General features: G+C 67.8%; 24 protein-coding genes. 6 read left to right on the top strand and 18 right to left on the bottom strand.

What is annotated here, in order from left to right; genetic code table 11:
* Positions 1-44: 44 nt before the first annotated feature.
* Positions 45-2,720, bottom strand: coding sequence for an RHS repeat-associated core domain-containing protein (locus tag AB0G11_RS47360; RefSeq protein WP_357593718.1), 2,676 nt, complete (start codon positions 2,718-2,720; stop codon positions 45-47).
* A gap of 29 nt (positions 2,721-2,749) precedes the next feature.
* On the opposite strand from AB0G11_RS47360, the gene AB0G11_RS47365 reads away from it, so the two are divergent.
* Positions 2,750-3,514, top strand: a complete 765-nt coding sequence (locus tag AB0G11_RS47365) for a DinB family protein (RefSeq protein WP_357593720.1) — start codon at positions 2,750-2,752, stop codon at positions 3,512-3,514.
* A 414-nt stretch (positions 3,515-3,928) separates the two neighbouring features.
* Here the strand turns inward: AB0G11_RS47365 and AB0G11_RS47370 are convergent, their stop codons facing one another.
* The gene (locus tag AB0G11_RS47370) at positions 3,929-4,327 is read right to left on the bottom strand and encodes an MmcQ/YjbR family DNA-binding protein (RefSeq protein ID WP_357593722.1); all 399 of its coding nucleotides are present in this window, start codon (positions 4,325-4,327) and stop codon (positions 3,929-3,931) included.
* Positions 4,328-4,675: 348 nt separating this feature from the next.
* Here AB0G11_RS47370 and AB0G11_RS47375 point away from each other — a divergent pair, with 348 nt between their 5' ends.
* On the top strand, positions 4,676-5,545 hold the full coding sequence (locus tag AB0G11_RS47375) for a recombinase family protein (RefSeq protein ID WP_357593724.1): 870 nt from the start codon (positions 4,676-4,678) through the stop codon (positions 5,543-5,545).
* A gap of 211 nt (positions 5,546-5,756) precedes the next feature.
* Here AB0G11_RS47375 and AB0G11_RS47380 read toward each other — a convergent pair whose 3' ends face one another.
* The 12 genes from AB0G11_RS47380 to AB0G11_RS47435 form a co-directional block, all read right to left on the bottom strand.
* Positions 5,757-6,506 (bottom strand): VC0807 family protein, encoded by a 750-nt coding sequence (locus AB0G11_RS47380; protein ID WP_357593726.1) that lies wholly within the window; start codon positions 6,504-6,506, stop codon positions 5,757-5,759.
* Positions 6,507-6,722: 216 nt separating this feature from the next.
* Positions 6,723-7,487, bottom strand: a complete 765-nt coding sequence (locus AB0G11_RS47385) for a Vps62-related protein (RefSeq protein ID WP_357593728.1) — start codon at positions 7,485-7,487, stop codon at positions 6,723-6,725.
* 76 nt (positions 7,488-7,563) lie between these two features.
* Positions 7,564-8,397, bottom strand: coding sequence for a DUF1206 domain-containing protein (locus tag AB0G11_RS47390; RefSeq protein WP_357593730.1), 834 nt, complete (start codon positions 8,395-8,397; stop codon positions 7,564-7,566).
* Positions 8,398-8,435: 38 nt separating this feature from the next.
* A complete protein-coding gene (locus AB0G11_RS47395) occupies positions 8,436-9,209 on the bottom strand; it encodes a SigB/SigF/SigG family RNA polymerase sigma factor (protein ID WP_357593732.1) in 774 nt (257 codons plus the stop codon).
* A gap of 128 nt (positions 9,210-9,337) precedes the next feature.
* Positions 9,338-9,832, bottom strand: coding sequence for a hypothetical protein (locus tag AB0G11_RS47400; RefSeq protein WP_357593734.1), 495 nt, complete (start codon positions 9,830-9,832; stop codon positions 9,338-9,340).
* 6 nt (positions 9,833-9,838) lie between these two features.
* Entirely contained in the window at positions 9,839-10,444 is a 606-nt protein-coding gene (locus AB0G11_RS47405) for a hypothetical protein (protein ID WP_357593736.1), read from the bottom strand.
* 254 nt (positions 10,445-10,698) lie between these two features.
* Complete coding sequence (locus tag AB0G11_RS47410; RefSeq protein WP_357593738.1) at positions 10,699-11,019, bottom strand: DUF6458 family protein; 321 nt, start codon at positions 11,017-11,019, stop codon at positions 10,699-10,701.
* Positions 11,020-11,086: 67 nt separating this feature from the next.
* Positions 11,087-11,371: a GlsB/YeaQ/YmgE family stress response membrane protein gene (locus AB0G11_RS47415; RefSeq protein WP_357593740.1), complete on the bottom strand. Its 285-nt coding sequence runs from the start codon at positions 11,369-11,371 to the stop codon at positions 11,087-11,089.
* A 226-nt stretch (positions 11,372-11,597) separates the two neighbouring features.
* Complete coding sequence (locus AB0G11_RS47420; RefSeq protein WP_357593742.1) at positions 11,598-12,569, bottom strand: LysR substrate-binding domain-containing protein; 972 nt, start codon at positions 12,567-12,569, stop codon at positions 11,598-11,600.
* A gap of 88 nt (positions 12,570-12,657) precedes the next feature.
* A complete protein-coding gene (locus tag AB0G11_RS47425) occupies positions 12,658-12,855 on the bottom strand; it encodes a hypothetical protein (protein ID WP_357593744.1) in 198 nt (65 codons plus the stop codon).
* A 155-nt stretch (positions 12,856-13,010) separates the two neighbouring features.
* Complete coding sequence (locus AB0G11_RS47430) at positions 13,011-13,184, bottom strand: CsbD family protein (protein ID WP_357593746.1); 174 nt, start codon at positions 13,182-13,184, stop codon at positions 13,011-13,013.
* A gap of 228 nt (positions 13,185-13,412) precedes the next feature.
* Entirely contained in the window at positions 13,413-13,724 is a 312-nt protein-coding gene (locus AB0G11_RS47435) for a UBP-type zinc finger domain-containing protein (protein WP_357593748.1), read from the bottom strand.
* A gap of 587 nt (positions 13,725-14,311) precedes the next feature.
* Here AB0G11_RS47435 and AB0G11_RS47440 point away from each other — a divergent pair.
* The 3 genes from AB0G11_RS47440 (at position 14,312) to AB0G11_RS47450 (ending at position 16,547) form a co-directional block, all read left to right on the top strand.
* Positions 14,312-14,761 (top strand): STAS domain-containing protein, encoded by a 450-nt coding sequence (locus AB0G11_RS47440; RefSeq protein ID WP_357593750.1) that lies wholly within the window; start codon positions 14,312-14,314, stop codon positions 14,759-14,761.
* Positions 14,758-15,303 (top strand): STAS domain-containing protein, encoded by a 546-nt coding sequence (locus AB0G11_RS47445; protein WP_357593752.1) that lies wholly within the window; start codon positions 14,758-14,760, stop codon positions 15,301-15,303. The genes AB0G11_RS47440 and AB0G11_RS47445 overlap by 4 nt, the downstream gene beginning before the upstream one ends.
* Before the next feature lie 74 nt (positions 15,304-15,377).
* Complete coding sequence (locus tag AB0G11_RS47450) at positions 15,378-16,547, top strand: protein kinase (RefSeq protein ID WP_357593754.1); 1,170 nt, start codon at positions 15,378-15,380, stop codon at positions 16,545-16,547.
* Here the strand turns inward: AB0G11_RS47450 and AB0G11_RS47455 are convergent.
* From AB0G11_RS47455 to AB0G11_RS47465, 3 genes are all read right to left on the bottom strand, one after another.
* On the bottom strand, positions 16,544-16,756 hold the full coding sequence (locus tag AB0G11_RS47455; RefSeq protein ID WP_357593756.1) for a three-helix bundle dimerization domain-containing protein: 213 nt from the start codon (positions 16,754-16,756) through the stop codon (positions 16,544-16,546). The genes AB0G11_RS47450 and AB0G11_RS47455 overlap by 4 nt on opposite strands.
* 76 nt (positions 16,757-16,832) lie before the next feature.
* Entirely contained in the window at positions 16,833-17,402 is a 570-nt protein-coding gene (locus AB0G11_RS47460) for a DUF6328 family protein (protein ID WP_357593758.1), read from the bottom strand.
* A 92-nt stretch (positions 17,403-17,494) separates the two neighbouring features.
* The gene (locus tag AB0G11_RS47465; protein WP_357593760.1) at positions 17,495-18,106 is read right to left on the bottom strand and encodes a hypothetical protein; all 612 of its coding nucleotides are present in this window, start codon (positions 18,104-18,106) and stop codon (positions 17,495-17,497) included.
* Positions 18,107-18,925: 819 nt separating this feature from the next.
* On the opposite strand from AB0G11_RS47465, the gene AB0G11_RS47470 reads away from it, so the two are divergent.
* The gene (locus tag AB0G11_RS47470; protein WP_357593762.1) at positions 18,926-19,243 is read left to right on the top strand and encodes a hypothetical protein; all 318 of its coding nucleotides are present in this window, start codon (positions 18,926-18,928) and stop codon (positions 19,241-19,243) included.
* A gap of 64 nt (positions 19,244-19,307) precedes the next feature.
* Here the strand turns inward: AB0G11_RS47470 and AB0G11_RS47475 are convergent, their stop codons facing one another.
* The gene (locus tag AB0G11_RS47475) at positions 19,308-22,211 is read right to left on the bottom strand and encodes a Tn3 family transposase (protein ID WP_357593765.1); all 2,904 of its coding nucleotides are present in this window, start codon (positions 22,209-22,211) and stop codon (positions 19,308-19,310) included.
* Positions 22,212-22,295: the final 84 nt, after the last annotated feature.

Below are 22,295 nucleotides of genomic sequence, written 5' to 3' on the forward strand. Positions count from 1 at the left end.
AACTGGCACGCAAAGGACATCCTTCTAGCTGGGAGTAGAAGCGGCTAGGGTTTGATGACGGACATTAAAGTATCCATGTCCCTTGTCACCAAGAATCCGTTCCTCTCAAGTCCTCGCACCACATGCTTACCAGCCTGCGGCAGATAGATGATGATGGGGTAGTCGGTGAGTTTCTGCGTGGCCAGAGCCTGTTTCAAGGCGCCTTTTCCGCTTCCCGTCTTGACCTGGATGACCGCGTTTTTGGTGACGATGTCGAAGTCCGTGAGCACGCTGCCGTCGGCGCCGACTACATCTATGCCTTGCGCAACCACATGGCCAGGGTGGCGCTTTTCGATCTCTGCCACCAAGTCTGGAACGAGAGGATCGTCGCCCTTGCCGACGATGTGGCGTCCAGCCGTACCTGCCTTCGCGGCCTTGGATCCGGCCCGTACCGATGATCCTACTTTGCCTACTGGGACGACGCTGATTGCAGCCCATATGCAGGAAGCGCCGTCACCTTTCGCGCATTCTACGAAGTCGGCGATGAAGAGCTCGTAGAGGGCGTACGGCTCGGCCTTACCCCATGCGCAGTTCTCATGACCGATTTGTTCGCAGAATCGGAAGTACGCATTGATGTCCTGCCCGGGCGCCGGGCTAGGCGTGGGGTGGGGATTTTCGGCGTCAGTGGCCTTTGGTCCAGTGGATGACGGTGTAGGGGAGGGTTGGGCAGTCGGGGTGGGAGTCGTCGGGTCGCCTGCCGGGCGGTATGCAGGATACTCAGGCCGTACATCCGGTTTGATGTCGCCGCTCGCGGAGCGGCGACCGGTGTTGCAGAATTCACCGGGCGTGCATCCGCTGTGGCCGTCGAGTTCGATGATGTTGATGGGGTTGCCGCCGGTGAAGGCGTAGCGGTTGGAAGTCCAGGGGTCGGTGCCGAGGGAGAGGTCGTTGAGGGCGCCGTTGTAGGTGTCGCGCAGGAGGAAGCGGTTGAGGCCGGGGTTGTAGTCGCGGAACCCCATGTCGTACATGCCGGTGGAGTTGTCCCAGCGCTTGCTGTTGAAGCGGTAGGGGTTGTACTCCTCTTTGGCGGTGGGGTCGACGGGGTCGGGTTTGTCGACGCCGGTGAAGAGTTTGTCGTCGTTCTTGCCGTAGGCGGTGTAGCCGTAGGTGGCGCGGGTGTCGCCGGTTTCGCTGGTGATCTGCTCGACGTCGGTGTGCGGGTTGTAGCCGTAGTAGGACGACTCTTCGCGGCCTTCGTCGGCGACCTTCACCTGCGAGAGGCGTTCGCCCCAGGGCGAGTATTGGAAGGACTTGGTGAGCTTGCCGGCCACCTCTTCGTCCAGGACCTCGGCGGACAGGCCGAGGTAGGAGTAGGTGATGGTCTTGGCGTTGGCGGTGCCTTCCTTCTCGGTCTTGGTGGTGGTGCGGTCGAGCGGGTCGTAGGTGTACTTGGTCACCGTCGAGGTGACGCCGTCGCCGCCGAGTTTCTCGTGTTTGACGACGTGGTCGAAGCCGTCGTAGGTGTATTTCTCCCAGACCTTGCCGCCGCCTTGGATGGTGCGCAGCCGTCCGTAGGGGTCGTAGGTGTAGGTGGAGGTCTGGCCGCCGGTGACGGAGGTCATGAGGCGGTTGCGGTCGTAGGTGAAGGTGGTCTTCTTGCCGAGGACTTCTTCTTCCCAGACGTTGCTGTTGGCGTCGTGGGAGTAGGTCTCGGTTTCCGCGGTGCCGCCGGCGACGGGGGTTTTGACGGTTCTGGCGATGCGGTCGCGGGGGTCGTAGGTGTAGGCGTAGACGTGTTCCAAGTAGGCGCCGGGGGAGTCGGCGTTCTGGATCTTGGCGTGGTCGCGGTTGCGGTGCAGGTTGCCCTGGTAGCCGAGGGTGTGTTCGGCGACGACCGTGGCGTTGGGCTTCTTCTCGATCGAGTGCCGTAGCACGCCGGACAGGAAGTAGTCGTAGGTGACGGTGTTGCCGTTGGCCTTGGTCTCGGTCAGGCGTTCGGCGCGGGGGGTGTAGGTGTAGCGGGTGGTCTTGGGGTTGGCGTCGGTGGCGTTCTTCTTGTTGACGACCTCGTCGACCAGGTCACGGACGTCGTAGCGGTAGGTGGCCAGCGTCTTGTCGTGGGTGCGCTGGGTGACGGCGCTGTTCTCGTTGTAGGCGTAGGTGGTGGTGTTCTTGACCGTGCCGTCGAGCTTTTCGACGATGCGGTCGATCTGGTTGAGGTTGGTGTAGGCGATGTCCCATAGGTCGATCTTGGCGGTGGGGGAGTTGTCAGTGATCCGGGTGAGGTTGGCGTTGGCGTCGTAGCTGTAGGCGAAGTCCTTGGCTTCGGTGTCGGACTCGCCGCTGTTGTCGCGCACCAGCTTGACGGCGTCGGCCACGACAGTGCCGTTGGCCTCATCGGTGAGGGTGACGCTGTGGGCCAGACCTGCGGTGAAGGAGTAGGTGCCCAGGTCGACCCAGGTGCCCGGGTTCTGGGTCTGGTCGACGGTGACCTGTGCCTGGCCGCCTGCGTGTTTGACGGTGTAGGTGGCGTTGGTGGCGGTCGCGCCGGCCGGGTAGGCGGCCTGCACCTTGTAGCTGCCCTCGGTCGGGGTGGTCAGGTTCCAGGTGAAGCTGGAGCCTCCCGGATCCTGGCGAGGGCTTCCCGGGTGTTGATCGAGCGGCTGCAGGCGGTGGAGGAGACCCAGGCGGACCTGGATGTCGCCGCGTTGTGGGCGGCGCGTTGTTCCATTCACCGGCACGGGCGGGACGGATACGGGAAACTGTCCCAATGCCTGCTGAGTACACCCAAAGTGACCAGTTCCGTGGTGCCCGCATCCACCTGAGCGACCTCTCCGGCCTCGAGATTCGCGATTGCGACGTCACCGGCCTGAAGATCGTGGACTGCTATGGGGGCAACGTCTCCATCGGTGGCGGCTTCGAGCGTGTCGTTGTCAACGACGTCGACGTGACCGCCCACGTCGAGGCCGAGCTCGACCGGCTGCATCCCAACCGGGTGCTGGCCCGTGAGGCCACGTCCGCCGCCGAATACCGGGCCGCTTGGGATGCCATCGAGAAGCAATGGGAGGAGACGCTCGACCGCGCCAGGCGCCTACCCGAGGCGAAGCTGCACGAGCAGGTCGACGGCGAGTGGTCGTTCGTCGAGACGCAGCGGCATCTGCTGATGGCCGGCGATGCCTGGATCGGCAACGCCGTGCTCGAGGAGGACGCGCCGTACCACCCGTTGGGCCTTCCTAGCGGCTGGATGCCGGCCGAAGCATCGGCGAGGCTCGGGCTCACCCTCGATGCCACCCCGACGCTCGACGAGGTACTCGCGCCGCGGCTCGCCCGCATGACCACGATGCGCCGGGTCGTCGACGAGCTCACCGAGGCCGAGCTCGATCGGGTGTGTGGTCGCAAGCCGGCGGACCCATATCCGGACCGGGAGTACGTCGTGCGCCGCTGCCTCACGGTGGTGTGCAAGGAAGAGGCCGAGCATCACCGGTATGCGGTCCGCGACCTCACCGTGCTCGAGGCCGGTGCCCGAACCGAGTGAAGGCGCGTCCCGGCAATGGACGGCGATCTCGCGATCCTGCGCTTGACCAGCCCATCTTGCTGTCGGAGCCCCTCATCGCACCCGCGCTGCCCAGCCAGGGAGCGGTGCCGACCGGCGAGGTAGCCACGACCGGCTGCGGAAAGACCAGCAATGCGGGCTTCCCCAGCGAACGACGCGAGGTCTTCCTCGATGTCACGCCGCGGTGGACCTACGAAGGCGATCACGCCCGGAATGAACTGCACCCGCAAATCCGGCCAGACGGCCCGAGCATGCGGCACTGGGTGATGTCGTCATCGGAATCGACTCCTGAAACATCTCTGGCCAGTGCGGCAACCCGACCTATCCCACCGTGAATAGGAATGTCTCTCAGCACCGAACCTGGATAAGCGGCAACGTGGGGAGGTAGCCGGCGGTTCATCCCCCTGCCTTCAGCCGGAACGCGAGGCGGCGGGGCGCCTGCACGCGATAGCTGTCCGTCACCAGCTCGGCAACCTCGACCCAGTCCATCTCGTCGTCCAGCACCATTCCCACGACATTCACACCCCAGTCGGCCCGGAAGAACGGAGGGCCGGCATGCGCCAGCGCGGCCAACTCCCCGGGCGGCGCCCGGAAGGTCATCAGGATGGCCGGATCGTCCAGATCGATGTACGCCGACCCCCTCACGTCTGTGGTGTAGACGTGCAGGAACGTCCGCCGGCGAATCCGCCACCGCAAGCCGATCCACGCCGGCTCCTCGTACGCCTCGGGCAGCTCCCCGCAGATCACCCGAAGCCGGCCCACAACGGCGGGTGGAACGTCCGCGATGTCGCTCATCTATACCTCCCGCGCCCATCCTGCCCGCCGGGTAGGACATCAGCACATCAGAGTCTCCGGGGTTGGCGGGGCCGCGCCGTAGGACGAGTACGGCAAGCCCCTGGGCAACCAACCTGATGCATCAGTACTACTAAAACTGGATCGCGGGCCCCGGAAGATCTCGTCCCACAGAACCGGTCGGCTGAAGGCTGGGCCCGCGAAATCACTTCCGGTCGATCCCGGCGGGCGTTTCATAGATGAGCACCTATGAAACGCCGCCACAGCCGGGACTCGTCCAGGGCGAGCGCTGTTTCATAGGTCGATGCAAACAGGTAGCCGAGTGAAACACTCCTATGAAACACTTCCGTGGTGCGCAACGACGACTACCTCCGTGTGGAGGCCCACGACTGCCCGATGACCTCCTGCGCCGCCCCGGCTGGCTCGCCGTGCCGAACCGGCCGGGGCAAGGTGGCCGTCCAGTACCACACCGCCCGTTTCCGGCTCGTGCCCGCGCTCGCCAAGGCGCTCGCCGTGGCGACCCCGCCCGTCCGCAAGCCGGGCATGGCATGGATCGAGCTGCCCCGCCCGGCTGCGGCCGGCGCCGAGCCGGCGGGCCATGTGCGGATCGGCTATGCCCGCGCTTCCACCGTCCGCCAATCCCTGGACACCCAGCTCGACGCGCTCAAGGCCGCCGGCGTCACCCGTGTCTTCTCCGAGAAGATCTCCACCCGCGCCACCACCCGTCCCGAGCTCGACAAGGCCGTCGGCCTGGCCCGCGAGCTACGCGCGGCGGGGATGGCGGTCACGCTGGTGGTGCACGAGCACAAGCGGCTCGGCCGCGGCCTCGATCTGGCCGCCCTGGCCGAGCAACTGCGCGCCGCCGGCATCGGCCTGGAGTTCCTCACCGGCGAACTGCAAGGCTCCCACGACCCCTCTGGCGTCGTGTTCACCGTGCTGGCCGCGCTGTCGGGGATGGAACGCGAGTACATCCGTGACCGCACCCTGGAAGGCCACGAATCCGCCCGCAGCCGCGGCAAGAGCATCGGCGGCGCGCCCGTCGTCGACGAGGCCATGCTGTCCATGGCCCTGCACCTGCGCGAGCAGAACCTCAGCCTGCGCGACATCGCCGCACGCCTGGTCATCACCACGGGCAAGCGGAGAGGGCGGCACCCTTCTGCGGCGACCGTCCTGCGCATGTTCCGCGACCACGACGCCGGCATCGGCGCGGCCGGCCGGTGAGTTCGCCCGTCGTCCCGGCCCCAGCAGAGGAAGATGGGACACATGCCGGAGCGAAGCGAGCCGATCCACCCGGCGTATGAGCCGGTGCATGAGGTCGTGAAGGTCGTCCGCCTGCCCGTGCCCAACGAGATCCGCGACCCGGTGTGGTGCATCCACACCGTCACGCGAGGACGCTGGGCTACCTCCAAGGACCAGGCGATCGCCGACCTATTTAACGAGCTCCCTCTTGAGCCCCGCGAATGGGCGCTGGACGGCCTGACGATCTGGGGTGAAGGTCGAGATGGCGGAGCACCCGCAGGAAGAGCGTCACCGAGCAGGTGAAGGCGAGCACACTGATGATTGCGACGGCGATGGGGCGGACGAGCAGGTAGGTGCCGAGCGTCGCGGACAGCAGCAGCCAGATGCTCACGGTGGCGTTCGCCAGCAGGACCAGCGCCCACAACACGGTGAGGTGGACGAAGCAGCGGCGGATGCGCTCGTGCGCCATGACGGCCTGGGGCAGCCGGACGTATTCGCCGATCAGTTTGCCGACCAGCGGACGGCGCAGCCATATCGAGGCCAGGAACATCATGCTGAAGCAGATGGTGCCCAGCTCGGGTTGCAGGAAGTAGACGATGGCGCTGCCGCTCCAGGCCGCCAGCGCGACGCGGACGGTGATCGCGACCGTGGCCAGGATCATGCTCGCGGACATGGGCCGGCCGAGGAGTCGCCGCCAGGCCAGGCTGCCGTAGGCCCAGGTGAGCACAGCGGCCAAGGCGCCGTTGAGGCCGAAGGCGGCCAGCGCGGTGTAGAACAGGGTGAGCGGGATGATGACCGCCTCCAGCAGGCGGGGTATAGCCTGCCTGGCCAGTGACATCAGGCTGGGGAAGGCCACCAGCGCCGAGCCCGCTGGCACCGGCTCGGCGAGACCGGCTACGGACGGGGATGAGCTGGTGCCGGCGCCGGCCTGGATGGTGGCCACTATGTCCCCCAAAGACCCGAAGAGGCCTTGGGCGGGGTGCTGCGAGCAGCCGGGCGCGCGAGCATCCATCGCGGCTCACCGCCTCAGGCCGGCTGCCGGACACCTCCCAGTCAACGCCCATCGCCGCCGTGCGGCTATGGGCGAACTCAGCAAGGCTCATCGTCGCCGCCGATCACCAACAGCCGCCCATCGGCAGCCACGGGGATTGAGCGCCGGTCAGCGCGAGGGCTGCCGCGGTTGGTCTCCAGCGCCCGCCCGACCTGGGTGCCGCCGGCGCCCGGCAACGCCGGCGGGGGGCGGCATGACGGGCCATGGCCCTGGCAGCGGCGGCAACCGCAAGATCTGCGTCTCCCCGTTCATCGCCGGGGAGGGCGTGTGCGGTACGTAGGTGACGAAGCTGCCCGGCGCGATCACCGCTTTGGCCTGGCCGTCGGCGTGCTCGTCCCGCGCTGGGGCGCTGATCTGGGCCATGCTCGCCTGGAACGTGCCGCCGCTGCCTTCGGTATGCCAGATGATCACGCTGGTGGAGCCGGGCGTGGTCAGGTCGGTGCGTACGCACACCACCTGGCTCGGGCCGGGCTTGTCGAAGCCGGCGACACACACGTCGCCCAGCGGTGCGTACCCGCTGGGCGGTACCGGCCGCCAGATGCTGCCGCTGGTCGCCGAACCGGTCTCGGTCGAGTCGTAGATCCACCGGTAGTCGACCGGGCCGGCCAGCGCGGCGGGCCGGTCCGCCGCCTGGCGCACGCACACGGCCACCACCTCGCCGTTGGGGTCGTCGTAGGAGGGGCACCCGAGGCTGCCCAGCGCATGGAAGCCTCGCGGCGGTAGCGGATGCCAGAACCCGCCGTCGCGATGAGCCCCGCTGTTCTCATCGCTCCACCGGAAGGTGAACGTCGTGGTGAACGCCACTTCCACATCGCCCAGCACCATCGCCATCGTGGACCCGTCTTCGCCGAGGTAGCCGAACCCCAACGTCACACCCGAGAAAGATCCTGACAACCCTGCCGGACAACTCTGCCGGCCGGCGTCGGGCATGCCCACGACGTGAGGTCGTCTATCCGGGTTCGGTCTTGCGCCAGCGTGCCTCGAAGCAGGAGTAGACGCCGAAGGTGACCAGGCCGAGCGCGACGGCGACCAGCAGCCAAGGGCCCAGGGGCGTCAGCGTGAACTTGCGAAGCGCTCCGTCCAGGCCCTGCGCCTTTTCAGAGTCGAAGGTGGCGGCGGTGATGACGAGGAACACGCCGAGGACGGCGAACACGCTGCCCCGTGCGAAGATGCCGACGAACCCCAAAACCTTGACCGTGGCGCGGGTGCGCGCCCCCATATGGTTCATGTGCAGGTTGTCGGTGAACTTCCGGCGAACGGCTTCCACGATCATGCTGATGCCCACCGCCACGACGCCGAGGCCGATGAGCAGGACCAGCCACCGGCCGCCCGGATAGCTCATCAGCGTGGCGGTGGCGTCTTTGGACTGGTTGTTGCCCGAGCGCCGACTTCCGACGCCGAGCAGGAAGACAACGATGCCGATGCACAGCGCGAGATAGACGACGGCGCGCCCCAGAGAGGCCAGCCGCTTGACGGCCGTTGCGCCGTTCGGGCTGGCCTGCCCGTAGACCACCTCGGCCAGCCGCCACAACGCCAGCCCGGCGAAACCGATGGCGACCAGCCATAAGGCGATGAATCCGCCGGGGTAGGCGACGACGGCGTGCATCGCTCCTGAGGCGTCGGCCGCCTCACCGCCGGCGCCCATGCCGATCTGTACCGCCAGTACGCCGATGAGCAGGTAATTGACGCCGCAGGCCACGAACCCGGCCCGGGCCAGCCACTCCAGCCAGCGGCTTGAGGCCGCCTGGCGGCCAGCGGACCTGGCCCCGCTCTTCACCGTCATCACAGCCTCCAGATGCGATCAGTCGATTGGTCGGTCGGTTAGTCGGTCAGTGCGCTTCGCAGCCGGCCCAGGACGTTGCGCAGGATGCGGGAGACGTGCATCTGGGAGATTCCGAACTCGGCGGCAATCTCGGCTTGTGTGTGGTTGCCGTAGAAGCGCAGCAGCAGGATGTGCTTCTCGCGCGCGGGCAAGGCGTCGATGAGCGGCTTGACGGACTGCGTGCCGACGATGGTGTCCAATGCTTCGTCGGTACAGGGCAGGATGTCGGCCAGACTGACGGAGGTGCTGTCGTTGGTATCGAAGGGGGCATCCAGCGACAGCGCGGTGTAGGCGGCCGAGGCGTCCATCGTCAGCAGGACGTCCTCCTGCGACAGGCCCATGTCGGCCGCCAGTTCGGCGACGGTCGGCGAGCGGCCCAGGGCCTGGCTGAGGTCGGCGGACAACCGGGTCAGCTGCGAGCGGCGTTCCTGGTGGACGCGGGGAACCCGGATGGCCCACGCGCGGTCCCGGAAATGGCGTTTGACCTCGCCCGCCATGGTGACGGCCGCATAGCGGCGAAAGTCGTGGCCGAGCCGGGCGTCGAACCGGTTGATGGCCTTGATCATGCCGACGTAGGCGGCCTGCAGGAGATCTTCCATGGGTTCGCCCCGGTTGCGGTAGCGGCGCGCGAGGGACTTGGCCATCCAGGCGTGCGTCTCCACCAGCCGCTCACGCAGCCGGACCTTATGTGACTCTGGGGTCTGCGGCCGGGCCATTTCGATCAGGAGCTCTTCGGCGGTCATCTGTTCCAGGGGAATGTCCAGGACGGCCATCTATTCTTTCCCTTTGCTTCCGGTGCCGTGCAGCCGCCCAGCGGCCGGGCGGTGGACGAGGACGGCCAAGCCGGCGGGACGTGCAGTACCGCCGGCCTCAGCGTTCCCCCGTCGGCGTGGGTGGGGGATTAGCGGGTCGTCTGCTCATCGGTGAGGGGCAGCAGCCGGTGCATGACGTCACGGTAGGAGCGCAAGGCCAGTCTCAGCTGCTCGGTGTCGTGGTCGCCAGTGTTCTTCCAGAGGTCCTGCAGCTCACGGATGCGGCTTTCCAGCGCCTGGTGGAGCGAGGCCGTCATCTCCTCCAGGAGGGAGTGGGCGCGTTGCACCGCATCGCGGGGGTCGTCGACGAAGCACGACTGAAGGTCGCGCCAGCGGTCCTGGACATCGGCCGGGTCACTGCCGAGCAGAGACACCGCTGGTGCCGGCGCTGCGGATGCGGGTGGTAGCTGGGCCGTCTGGTCGAAGACGACTTGGTCAGACGGCGCCGCCGGCTGGACGTCGTCGCTGTGGTCGTCGTCGTGGTCGTCGTCGTGCGTATCGACGGGTCTGGGCCGGGGTGACGGCGCCTCGGCGAATTCGTCGAGGCGCTCATCAAGGCGTTCGGGGTCGTTGCGGAGGTCCATGTCGAGTCACCTTTGCTGGGAGTCGTCGGTGAGTGCCGGTTCCTTCTCGCGGGCTTCGGCCGGTTGAGGGTGGTGCTCGTCGCCGTCGTCGAGAAGTTCCTCGAACAGGACGCGGTAGTGCACCATGGCCTGCCGGAGATCCTCGGTGGAGGTTTCACCCGGAGCGACGCGCCTGCTGATCTCGTGGGCTTGGCGGTAGTGGTGCAGGGTACGGCCGTGCACCACCGACAGGTCCGCCAGCTGCTGCTCGAAGTCTTCGGTGGGATATCCACGCTCGGCCATGACGGTGATGACCAGCTCGTCGGCCTCGGTGACGGCGGGACCCGGCGCGTCGACGAACCGCTCCTGGAGCTTGGCCCACTGCTGGGCATAGGCCTGCCGGGAGGCGGGGGCGAGCGGCGTGATGTCGAGGGTGGCGAAGTGTTTCTCCCGGGCGCGCAGCTCCTGCTCGGCCTCGCCGCGGCTGTCTTGTTCGTTCAGGGTGCGTTCGTATTCGGGGCCGAAGCGCCGGCGCAGGCCTTGCCGGCGACGGCGCAGCAAGACGTAGCCGATGGCCGACGCCAGGACCACCGCCACGGCGACGGCCACCCAGAGGATGGTCACGATGGACATGTCTGCCTCCTGCAGATGTCGATGCCTTCGCACGGGCCGGTGAGCACGGGGCAAAGGCGGCGGGTTGGAACGTAGGTCGGCGTCGGCGCTCGACGGCCGACGTCGGCCGCGGCACGCCGATACCGATGCCCCGGCCGGTCCGCTGCGGACCTTCGATCGAGACCGCGTGGCGGGCCGCCGCCAGTACGCGGGCGGGCCGTCACGTGCGGCCTCAGACCGGGATGCAGTCACCGTACGGACGTGGCGCTTCCCTTTCAGAGACGACGATCATCCGGAGCCCGGCGGGTACTCTGCCTGCCGTCGTAGCCAGGAAGGTCGACCAGGGTGGGCGGTGGCCGATCGTCGATGCGGCCGTTGACGCGGTCGTCGATGACGTCCTGGCGGCTGCGGACGCTCGACCTGCTCCAGCGTGACCTGGTGCGCAGCAGCAGGGGCAGCAGCAGCCCGGCGGCGCCGCCGAGCATCAGGATGACGCCCACGATGCGCAGGTCGAAGCCGCCCACCGAGCCGTCCGCCAAGGCGAAGGCGAGGATGGCGCCGACGACGATGACCACGATGGCCACGGCGACGGGCATCACCCATCACCCCCGCCGCGCCAGGCGCGTGAGCTCTGGGATGGGTTGCCGGGCGTGCTGGGCGGGATCATCGGCGGCCGGTTCTACGGCCGGTGCGCCGGCCGGTGATGAGGTTGTAGGCGAGCAGCAGGACTGCCGCGCCGGCGATGGCGCAGAGCCAGGTGGACAGGTTGAAGAAGCCCTGGATGCCTGAGACGTGGAACACCTGGGTGGCCACGAAGCCGCCCAGCAGCGCGCCGGCGATGCCGAGGACGAGGGTGATGATCAGACCTTGCGAGTCTTTACCGGGGACCAGCATTCTGGCCAGCAGTCCGGCGACCAGTCCGAGGATGATCCAAGCGATGATGCCCATGGCCTACTCCCTGTGGCGGTGCATCGATGTCTGCGCGGGATCGGTCTTCCGGACCGGTCGAAGCAGGGGGCCGGCCGCCAATCCGATTGCCGGCGCCGACGGTCACACTTGTTCGTCTCCAGCCGACACCCGCGCGTGCCGTACCGAAACAGGCGATCCGGGAAGGATCCATCTCCAGAACCGATCACCAGGTTTTCGCGGTGCCACAGCGGTCAGAGCGCGTGCATCAGACGGCCTCGTCGCTGTGGCTGGCGGCTGTCGGGACGTCTTCGCCGGGTGCTGGTTCGGTGGGCGGGGCGGCGGGTTCCAGCCAGCCAAGCCGCTCGGCGAGCTGTCGGGCGCTGTTGATGACGGTGGCGATGTGGGGCGAGGGGTTGGCGTCGTGCCACAACAGTGACCAGGGATAGTGCGTGGCAGGTTCGATCAGGGGCCGCCAGGTGGTGCCCGGCCGGTTGGAGGTGCGGAAGGAGGAGGGGATGCAGTGCACGCAGCGGTGCTGCAGGACCAGGTCGGCGGCGGCCCGGGTGCTCTCCACGGTGCCCTCATAGATGGCGGGCGCGAACCCTGCCGAGCGGCACAGCGCGATAACGAACTGATTGAGCTCCGGCGTCTGGGATTCCTCGCCAAGCAGCAGGAGTTCGTCGGCCAGGGCGGTCACGGGCACACCGTCGAGGTCGGCGAAGCGGTGGTCGTCGGGCACCAGCACGCCGAGCGGATCGAGCCTGACCAGCTTGGAGGTCACCTCGGCCGGGGTTTGGGAGACGTGTCCGATGGCGATGTCCAGGCGGCCGTCGGCCAGTTGCCGGTACTGCTCGGGGGTGCCCGCTTCGACCTGATGAATGGTGATATCGGGATGGGTGTGCTGGAGTTCGCGCAGGATCTGCGGCATGGTGTCGTAGCCGGCGTCGATGATACCGACGCGCAGCGTGGGCACCGACGCGGCAGCGTTACGTGCGGCCTGCACGGCCCTGCTGACGTGGTCGAGGATCTGGCGCGCCTCGATGAGGAAGGCGGCGCCCGCGGGGGTCAGATCGACGTGGTGGGTGCTGCGATCCAGCAGCCGCACCCCCACCTCGCGTTCCAGCCGCTGGACCTGCTGGCTCAGCGCGGACTGCACGATGTGCTCACGGGCCGCGGCCCGGCCGAAATGCAACTCCTCGGCCAGCGTCACGAAATAGCGCAACTGCCGTAACTCCATGCCCGCCAACCCTCCCTAACCGGGCGGCGCCGATATGAACCGTCTTCCTGCACTGTAGACCCTCGCACGGCTTTGACTGCCCCTGCGCTTACTTGCTGGGCTGGGGAGTCTGGCAGGCGATCTTCGGGTTCATGCCGAGGTAGTTGAGCGGGCCCGCCAAGATCGTTACGGCGATGGTGGCCACCTGATTGCAGTTCTCCACCGGTCGCGTGTAGTAATTGCGCTGGCCTGCGGCTACTGCGCCGGCGATCAGCCACAGGACCAGCACTATCGAAGCGATACGCATCGCTTCTACCTCCAACTTCGTTGTTGCGCGAGGAGTACCGAAGGCGATGAGGGCAACAGGGCGCACCGCACGGGCTCATCGTGCGGTGCGGCGGTATCCAGGCGGGACCAGCTCGCGGCCCAGCCCTCATCGGGCGGCCTGCCGGAGAGGGAGGATCAGCGTTTGAAGGCGTCCTTGACCTTCCCGCCGGCCTGCCTCAGATTGCCTGCGACCCGATCGCTCTTGCCCTCAGCCTGCAGGCGCTGGTTGCCGGTGGCGCGGCCCAAACTCTGCCTGGCCCAGCCCTTGACGGCCTGCGCCTTGTCTCTGATCTTCCTGCCAAGGCTCATCGTGATTCCCCTTCACTGCCCTGCTCGGCCATCACCCGGACAGACCGTTGATCCGTCTGCCCGTCGTCCATGGCCTGATGCAGGTGGACACACCCACCGCGCTGAAGCGGCTTGGATCTTCAGTGTCCTCCCTGGTCTGTGGTGGGGAACCGAGCAATGATGCGGCCGGTTATCACTCGAATCGATGAGCGTACGCCGGGACCGGGGCCAGGGCCGGGAGGATGCGGCTCACACGATTCGTTCGTGGACGTAACACCAACGCCAGGCCGTCTCCGGCTCCAGCGCCGCGACCACCGGATGATCGGTCTCCCGGTAGTGCTCGCGGGCGTGGGTGCCCGGCGAATCGTCGGAACAGGCCACCCAACCGCATGTCAGGCACGCCAGCAGGCGGGTCCAGGACAGGCCCAGAGCCAGGCATCCTGCGCACTGCGATGATCCGGGCTCGGCTCTCGGAGAAATATCAAGATGTTCGCATCGTGGCGCCTGACCGTTCAAGCTGCCGCGCGCGCTCACCTCCATGCCATCGATGTTCAGGGTCATGACGACCCTCCTCAGGCGACAGCCGACACAAGGTGTGCCAGCTGATCCCCTTCAGTAGACCTGCTCGGCCTGCCACCGGAAACGGGCAATCGCGCAAAGCCCCATCACCAGCCACGATCGCCACGTTGAGCGGGCCCAATGGTTCCGATGACCGCGATGGCGGGGATGGACGACGAAGGAGGGGGTGAGCCTGGAGGTCGTCGACACCGCCGGCGCCCTGAGCGAAGCCGATCTGAGCCTCGAACCCGACTTCGCTGCTGGCCACGGTACCGGCCACGGTGTCGGCGTGTGGCTGATCCGGCGCTGTGTGACAAGGTCAGCCTCGAAGTCGTGGCGGCCCGGGCCCAGGAAGATCGGCATTGGTCGGAGCGAGGTCCCCCGCCCGCACCCGCCGACGCCCGGCCGCTGATCGCCAGTGGTGATAAGCCTGGCTCTAATCGGTGATTTCCGCTCGGGCGAACCTGCCAGATGATCAGAGCACTGCACGCACGACACCGCTCACGCCGGCACCCTCGCAACGTGTTCACGCCGGCCGCCGCAAACCGGCCGCCCTCTTGTCTCCCGAACTCCCCTCGTAGGAGCCCGGCATGAACACCACACGCACCGCCAGCGCCTCCGCACTCGTGATCGCCGCCCTGACGGAACGGCCCGGGATCGCGCTCACCCAGATCACCACCACCGACCGCCTTCTGCGCATCATCCCGCTCGCCGACCGTGCGGGCCTGCGGATCGAGGGCGAGCTCGACCACTCCACCCTGCCCACCCTGAGGCGCGCACTGGCCTCCATGAACGTCGACAGCAGCCTCTACGTCGATCTGAGCGGCCTGACGTTCATCGACACCGGCTGCCTGCGCGCCCTCGTCGGTGCCGCCGCCGCTCTCCACGACGACGGCAGTAACCATGTTCTGACGCTGCGCTCGGCTCCCCCACAGGTGCGACGCCTGCTCGAACTCACCGGCTGGCACCAAACGCCCGGTCTCCACCTGCAAGCATCGGCGCGGCCCGGCCGACCCACGCCCGGCCCAGCGCACTCATGAGTCCACCGAACCCCCGGGCGGTGGGCGCCCTCGGCGGGGTGCCGCCGACCACCTGCGCAGCACGATCACCGCCCTCATCCGACCTCGTCGCGGAGCCTTATCGCCGCGAGGACAGCATCAAGCCGCTGCCCCGATCGGAGCACCTCATGACCACCCTCCACCCCCGCCTCGGGGCAGGTCCGTGGCCCATCCCTGCCAGCGCCACCATCGTGCACCTGCGCGGCGAGCTCGACCTCGCCACCCGCGAGGCGGTGCGCGAACGCCTACTGCGCGCCTTGCAGCACAGCGCCAGCCTGCTCATCCTCGACCTGTCCAGAGTGTCATTCTGCGACGCCGCGGGGCTAGGCGTCTTGGTCGGCGTCCAACACCAGGCCAGAATCCTGGACATCGCCCTCGGCCTGGCCACGCCCCGCCCGCGTGTGGCCAGGGTGCTGCGCCTCACTGGCCTGGACCGCAGCTTTCCGCTGTACGGCACCACCCCGGGCAGAGGCACCGGCGTGGGTACGGGCAGGATCCAGTCCGGCCCTGCGGCAGCGCGCTGAGACCTCGTGCGCCGATGTCTGTTCTCCCAAACGGCAGCGGGACGACCGCTCGGCCGCGCACTTGTCCTCCCGCCGTGGCTCTATCGCCCGCGCCAACTGCCGAACTGGACCGGCTGCGCCATCAGGTGCTCCAAGAAGCCCGGATCGAGGCCGCTGCGATCCTCGCCCAGGCCCGCATCGACGCCGAGCAGCTCATCGCCTCGGCGCAGCTCATCGCCTCGGACACTCTGCAGCGTGCGCGGAGCCGGCAATTGCCGCGGCAGCAGGCCATAACAGGCCGCCCGGGCCAGAGCACGCAATCGGCACCCGCACCCGCCGGCGGGGACGGCGGTGATGGCCCCGCGGCCATCATGGTGCTCAACGACCGCTGGCGCATCTACGCCCCCTTGAACGCCGACGCCAGCGCCATGGCCACCCTGTACAAGGCCTACGACCTCGCCGATCCCGCCACTACCGTCGTCGCCAAGGTGTTCCACCAGGCCAACAACGACCCCCAACGATTCCGCACCTTCCTGCGGGAAGTGCGCGGGATGCGCCTGCACCACCCGCACATCGGACGGACCCTCGACTCCGGCCAGGACCGCAGATCCCAGGCGGTCTACCTCATCTCGCCCCTCTACCAGCCAGGCAGTCTCCACCTCCACCTCCACGGCAGGCCAAGCGCCGAGGTCTCGCTGACATGGAGCCTGCAGATCCTGGACCAGGTATTGGCCGGGCTGCAGGCCGCCGCCGCGAGCGACATCATCCACCTGGACATCAAGCCGCAAAACATCGTGCTGGACGGCCCCGCCACCATCAGGATCATCGACTGGGGCATGTCCCAGCTGCATCAGGCGGGCAAGAGCGTCTCCACCGTGTCCCCCGGCGGCACCAAGTGGTTCGCCAGCCCCGAGCAACTCGGCGTCACCGACGCCGCCCCCAGCACTCTGTCCGACCTGTACGGCGTCGGCGCCCTGGCCTACTGGCTGCTGACCGGCCTGGCGCCGCTGCGACGCGAGCTCGAAACCGCCGTCGGCAGCGACGCCGACCTGCTGCAGGTCCGCCACCTGATGCAAGCCGGAGCCCGCCCCGAACGCGCCGACCGCCTCACCCCGGACGTGCCCGAACGCCTGGGCCGGCTCATCGACCAGTGGCTCAGCTACACCCCTGCCGATCGCATCCCGCACGGACTGGATCCGACCGCCGCGCTCGACTGGGCGCGCACGGCCTTGGGCTCCTTGAGCGTGCAGAGACCTCAGCGCTAGGAGGCGGACCGGCGCAGGTCTGCTCTGGCGATCCGCTCGACGAAGATCGGAACGAAGTCACGGATCGGCCGCCCATCGAAGAGGTGGTGGGCCGCCACCACCGCAGAACGTACCCGTTCAGCCGAATGGCTGAGGGCGAAGGCTCCGGCCAACCGCGCCTTGAGTTCATCCACCGCCAGGAGTTCACGTCCGGCGACATCGATATCCATGTGCTCTCCCACGAAGGTGGCTGGAGGTCGTATCTTGCCGAGCACCGCGGAGCGGAGCCTGCTCACCGCCGTCTGACTAATCCTCGTTGTGTGTCGTCCGCGGCGGGTTGGCCGTTGCCTGCCGGCGCAGGTCGATGATTGGTTGCAGGAGCCACAGCCAGCAGGTCGCCAGCGCCGCCGCGGCGCCGAACACGATGGCCAGCCAGTTGCCGAGCACGACCTCGGCCACCAGGGCCATCGCAGCGGTGATCGCGACCGCCAAGGCTACGGCGCCGGCCAGGCCCAGATCGTTGGCGCGATGCACGATCTTCTCCTTCAGCCCGGTACGAAACAGCAGCCGGTGCTGAACAGCGGGCGTGATGAAGCAGAGCGAGGCGGTGGCCGACCCCGTCAACGCGATGAAGAACAGCCAGCGGCCGGAGGTGTCCACCCTGGCGAAGCCGCTCTGGAACGGCATCGCCAGCAGAAAGGCGAACAGCACCTGCACCCCGGTCACCATCACCCGCAGCCCCTGAAGGAGTTCGGACAATTCACGGTCGATGCGCTCCTTGTGGCTTTCGTCGGCGCTGCTCTCCTCGGCCGTCCCTGCCGAGGAGCCGCCATCGGCGGGAAGGCGGCTTTGGCTCTCTTGATGAGGTAACGCCATCGGTCTGATACCTCCGTGAGTTTTCGTGGCACGGCCACGGGGGTGGATCCATCGCTCGTGTTCCGGCTCGCGGCCTCCTGAGCGCCTGTGGCCTACCGGCGGGGACCCGCGCCTCCGTGTGGGAGCGTCAGGGGCGATCGAGCGGCTGCCCGGACCCGGAGGGGCCGCTGGTCGCCGCCGATGAGGTCGTCGAACAAGGCCTGATAGTGGGTCATGGCCTGCCGCAGTTCCTGGATCGACACCCAACCGCCTGCGGCGCGCCCGCTGATCTCGTGGGCTCCGCGGTAGTGCTCCAGGGTGCGGCTGTGTCGCCGCGACAGGTCGGAGGCCTGCTGCGCGAAGTCCTCAGTGCTGTATCCGCGCTTGGCCATGACGGCTCTTACCAGTAGATCGGCCTCGCTGACCGCAGGACTCGGCTCGTTCACGAAACGCTCCTGCACCGCGGCCCACCTATCGCCATAGCCGCGGCGTGCGTCGGGATCGAGCGGCTGGATGTCGAGTGGGCCTGATCGCATTCGACGGGCCCGCAGCTCACGCTCGGCCGCCCTGCGCTCGCCCGCGGCGGCAACCGTGCGCTTGTAGGCGGGGCCGAACCGCTCGCGCAGGCGACCCCGACGCCTCCGCAACAAGAAGAAACCCACGGTCGGCACCACCACCATCACCCCGACGATGACGGCCACCCACATCACGACCTCGGTAGACACGACCGCCTCCGCCCGATATTGCCAGCGCATCCCCATCCGAAGACAGGTAACCGGATACCGCCAGTCAACGCCGCCTGCCCGCAAGACGGCCAGAGGCGTTCGCAGCAAAGCTCATCGCGGGAACTGATCGCCGCTCACGACCCTCGAGAGGATGAACCACTGCCCGCCTGGTTCATCAACCACACGTTCAGCCGTCGGCGGTGCCGGTCTGCTCGGGCGGTCCAGGCTTGTGCAGGCGCAAGCGGGAGTGGCCGTCGGGATGATCGAGCAGGACCTCACCGCACAACCGGCGGACCACGTACAGGCCGAACCCGCGCGGCCTGCCAGGGGTTCCCGGTTCAGATGGTCGGCGGTGAGGGTGCCGGCGTCGCCAGGTCCTGTTCGGGGGTCAGTGCGATGGAACGGAATCCGGCGTTAACCACGTTCGGAAGACCACAACGACAGGGGACCACTGACCTGAGAGAACCCCGCTAGCGCCGGATTCCGTTCCAGTCCCAGCCAGTACTGACCCCCGCTCCGCGACCACGACGCCAGCACTGGCGCGCCGGGCGCGGCGGCCCGGTGAGTTCGCCGGTTGTCCCGGCCCGCCCACTCCCAGCAGGGAAAGATGGGACACATGCCGGAGCGAAGCGAGCCGATCCACCCGGCGTATGAGCCGGTGTACGAGGTCGTGAAGGTCGTCCGTCTGCCCGTGCCCAACGAGATCCGCGAACCGGACTGCATGATCGGCCCGAAGGTCTGGGTCAGGCGGCGGATCCGCCGCCTGGTCCCCTGGCTCGTGCCCCGCCAGGCCCCGCGTGCGGCTGCTGGCACCACCAGGTGGACTGGCGCCAGGCCGCAGAGGCGGCCATTCGTCTGGTCCGCCAGGCCCAAGCCGCCGGCCTGCGCGGCGAACGCATCAGTGACTACGCCATCGAACGCCTTGACGATCAGGGTCTCGGCGACCGGGAACAGGACGCGGTCCTCGCCCTGGCCTGCACCGGGGGAATCGAGCCGAACACCGAACCAGGCGCCGAATGGCGTTACTTCGAGGGGCAACACCGAGTGGCAGCCCAGCTCGACCAGGGGGTGCGGCAGACCGTTGTGCAACGGTGGGAGCCGTTCGACCCCGCCACCGGCCTGCCGATCCGGCAGTAGCGATCCGGCAGCACACGGCGGGGCTGACAGGGCTGAGCGGCGCCAGCCCTGTCAGCCCCGTGCGTCACGGGGCGCTAGGCCGCCCGAGCGGAACGCCGTCCAGCTCCAGGTGGCGACTCATGTCGAGCTCGAAGCGGCCATACAGGTTCAGATGGGACCAGAACAGAGCCGTCAGCCCGCGCCGGTCGGCCGGGCTCAGCCGTTTTCGCCAGGCCGGATCGCGCAGCACGATCTGGATCAGGTGCGTGTTGAGGTAGGTGATGGCCGCGGCGACCAGGTGCAGAGCCAGCGCGGAGACCTCGACGTTCTCCCGGTCGTCGCCGGTCAGGTCGCCGGCCTTGCCGTAGAACAGGTCCTTGCTGGCGGAATTGAAGTTCTCCACCACGTTCAGGCCCTCGTTGATCTCCCTCCTGAGTTCCTCATCCGCCAGATACTCACAGATGAAGATCGTCCTGATCACGCGGCCCAGCTCCTCGATCGCCTGGTAGGTGGGGTGCTTGGGGCCGCCCCGGGTGAAGCGCCGCAGCATCTGGTGCGGCTCGGCGGTGCGCAACCGCAGCGCGGTCGCGTACTTGATCATCTGATCGTAATGGCGGGCGATCACATCCCAGTCGATGGTCTTGTTCGACAGCACCGCCTCCAGGCGCGGCCAGGCCTCATCCTCACCGGTCCCCGGCCGGTACAGCCGCGCAGAGCCGATGTTCTTCAGCCGCGGCAGCAGTTTGAAGCCCAGCAGCTCCGAGAAGGCGAACCCGACGATCGAGGCGCCATGGGTATCGGTGTACTGGCGATCGATCTCCGCATCGGTCAGGTGGCGTAGCAGGCCCTCGATCATCGAGGCCACCTCGGAGGCGGTCGTGCTGGTCACCTGGCTGTAGATGCACACCGAACGGCGTTCGACGTGCCAGTACACCATGATCCCCGGCCCGTGATACCGCTCATGCCACTCGGTCATGAAATTCGCCGGCCAGGACCCGAACTTGCGCGAGTCGGACGCGCACGAGGTGCCTTCGCCCCACAGCATCGTGTCGCGCGCCTTCAGGGTGGCGTTGACGATCAGGCGGATCGCCTCGCGCAGGTTGTCCCGGTTGATGAACAACCGGCGGGTCCGCCGCAGCGCCGCCTCGTTGTCGATCTGCCCGGGCGGCAGCGCGGCCGCGGCCACGCCGTCGGCCACCCGCTTGATCCCGACGTTCGTCCCCAGCCCATACAGGCAGAGCAACAGCCGTCGCTGCAGCACCGCCTCATCGATGACGGTGCGCGAGGCCACCGAGGTGAAAGCGTCGGTGTAGTCGGTGACGTGGGCCACGTCCTTGAGCACGTCCAGCAGGTCGATCACGCCCCACCGGCGGGAGATCTCCGCCTTCAGCGCCTTCAGGCCCGTCGGCTCCTCCTGCTTGCCCAGCGGCGGGACGCTGATCCACGGCTCGCCCTTCTTCCGGGTGATCTTCACGCCGCCGGTGGTGCCTTTGCGCATCGCCTTGTCCAGCCGATCGAGGGCGGCGGTGTGGCGGCGCTGCAGGTCGGCGATGAACGCCGCCGGGTCACGGGGCTTCTTCAGTGCCTCGTAGTGCACGTCCCGGTTGTCGTCGAAGTCGGCCGGCAGGTCCGCCTCGGGGTTGCGCCAGATCTTGCCGCCCTCGACCCAGATTTCCCGCCGGCGGATCGCCTTGCGCAGCGCCCCCAGCACGCACAGCTCATACGGGATGCGCTCGATCCGGCCGCGTTCGTCGGCCACCGCCTCCTGCCAATCCTCGGGCACGACATGCTCGATCGGGACCGTCTCGGCGCGGTCGTAGAAGACGGCCTCGGAGTCGGCGTAGCGATCCAGCAGCTTCAGAGCGTCCATCACCGGCTGGAAGGTGGTGTTGTTGCAGCGGAAGTCCAGCGCGCGCAGCAGCTTGGGCAGCCCCCGCCGGTAATGACGCGAGTAAGAGCCGCGCAGCTTGACCCGCACCCGGGTACGGAGCTCCTTCTCATTCGCCTTGGCCTCGGCGATGATGTCGGCCAGCGTGGCCGTGCCCACCACCGGGTAGATCGCCTTGCGGACGAGCTCCTCGGGCAGGTCCAGCGCCGCCTGGGCGAGCCTGGCCAAGATGCCGTACTTGCCCTGCACCCGCCGGAACTCGCTGCTCAGCTCGTTCTCGACCTTCTTCTCGGCCCGCACGCTGATCTTGTGCACGAGCTGGATCAGCAACTCCACCAGGCCGTCGATCATCTCCGCCTTGCGCACCCAGCACAGCGCCGCCAGCAGGGTCAACCTGATCGGCTCCGGCGCGGCGGCGAAGTCGGACGGGTACATGCGCATCGCCCGTGCCCGCCACACCTCCACCACCTTCTCCGACACCCCCTCGAACAGGTTGTCCGGTAACCCGATGGCCTTGACTCGCTCCAGCTTGACGATCTCGGCCAGCAGCGTCTCCAGCTGCAGCGGCCCCGGGTCCTCCTTCAGCTCCTGCAGGAAGCTGCGCGCTCCGGCCCCGGCCTCGCCCTCGCCGTCCGGGTCGGGGTCGGGGATCGCGATCAAGTCTTCGAGCGCGGCCGCCGCCGAGATGGGGAACCGTCGCATCGTGGTGGCGGTGAACTCCCGCTCGAACAGTGCCTCGGCCGCGCCGGCCAGCCGCTCGATCTGCTTGGGCGTGGGCGGCTCGGTCCGGTCCTCGCGGCAGCGGGCCAGCAGCGCGGCGCGCAACCGCTCCCGCGACGTCTCCACCGGACAGATCTTGTCGGCCAGCCAGAACGTCAGCTTGTCCCCATCGGCGACCGTCGTCTCGCGAAAGCCGTGGAACCGGCGGATCTGCGCCCGGTGATACTCGATCGTGCTGCCCGACCAGCGGTACTCGGCAAATAGGGCCGCATCGACCTTCACCTGGCCGGCCATGTAGTCCACCGCGGCCTTCGGCACGTCCTCCCGACGTGGGAAACGGCCCTCCAGCTCGAAGAACTTCAACATCAGCGCGAACCTTATCTTTAGCTTCGATTTTGATCACGGCCGTGACCAGGGGAGATTCGATGTGGACGGTGTCGTCGACGAGCTTATGGAGCCGGTCTG

Source organism: Nonomuraea sp. NPDC023979, from assembly GCF_040639085.1.
Lineage (GTDB): Bacteria > Actinomycetota > Actinomycetes > Streptosporangiales > Streptosporangiaceae > Nonomuraea > Nonomuraea ceibae.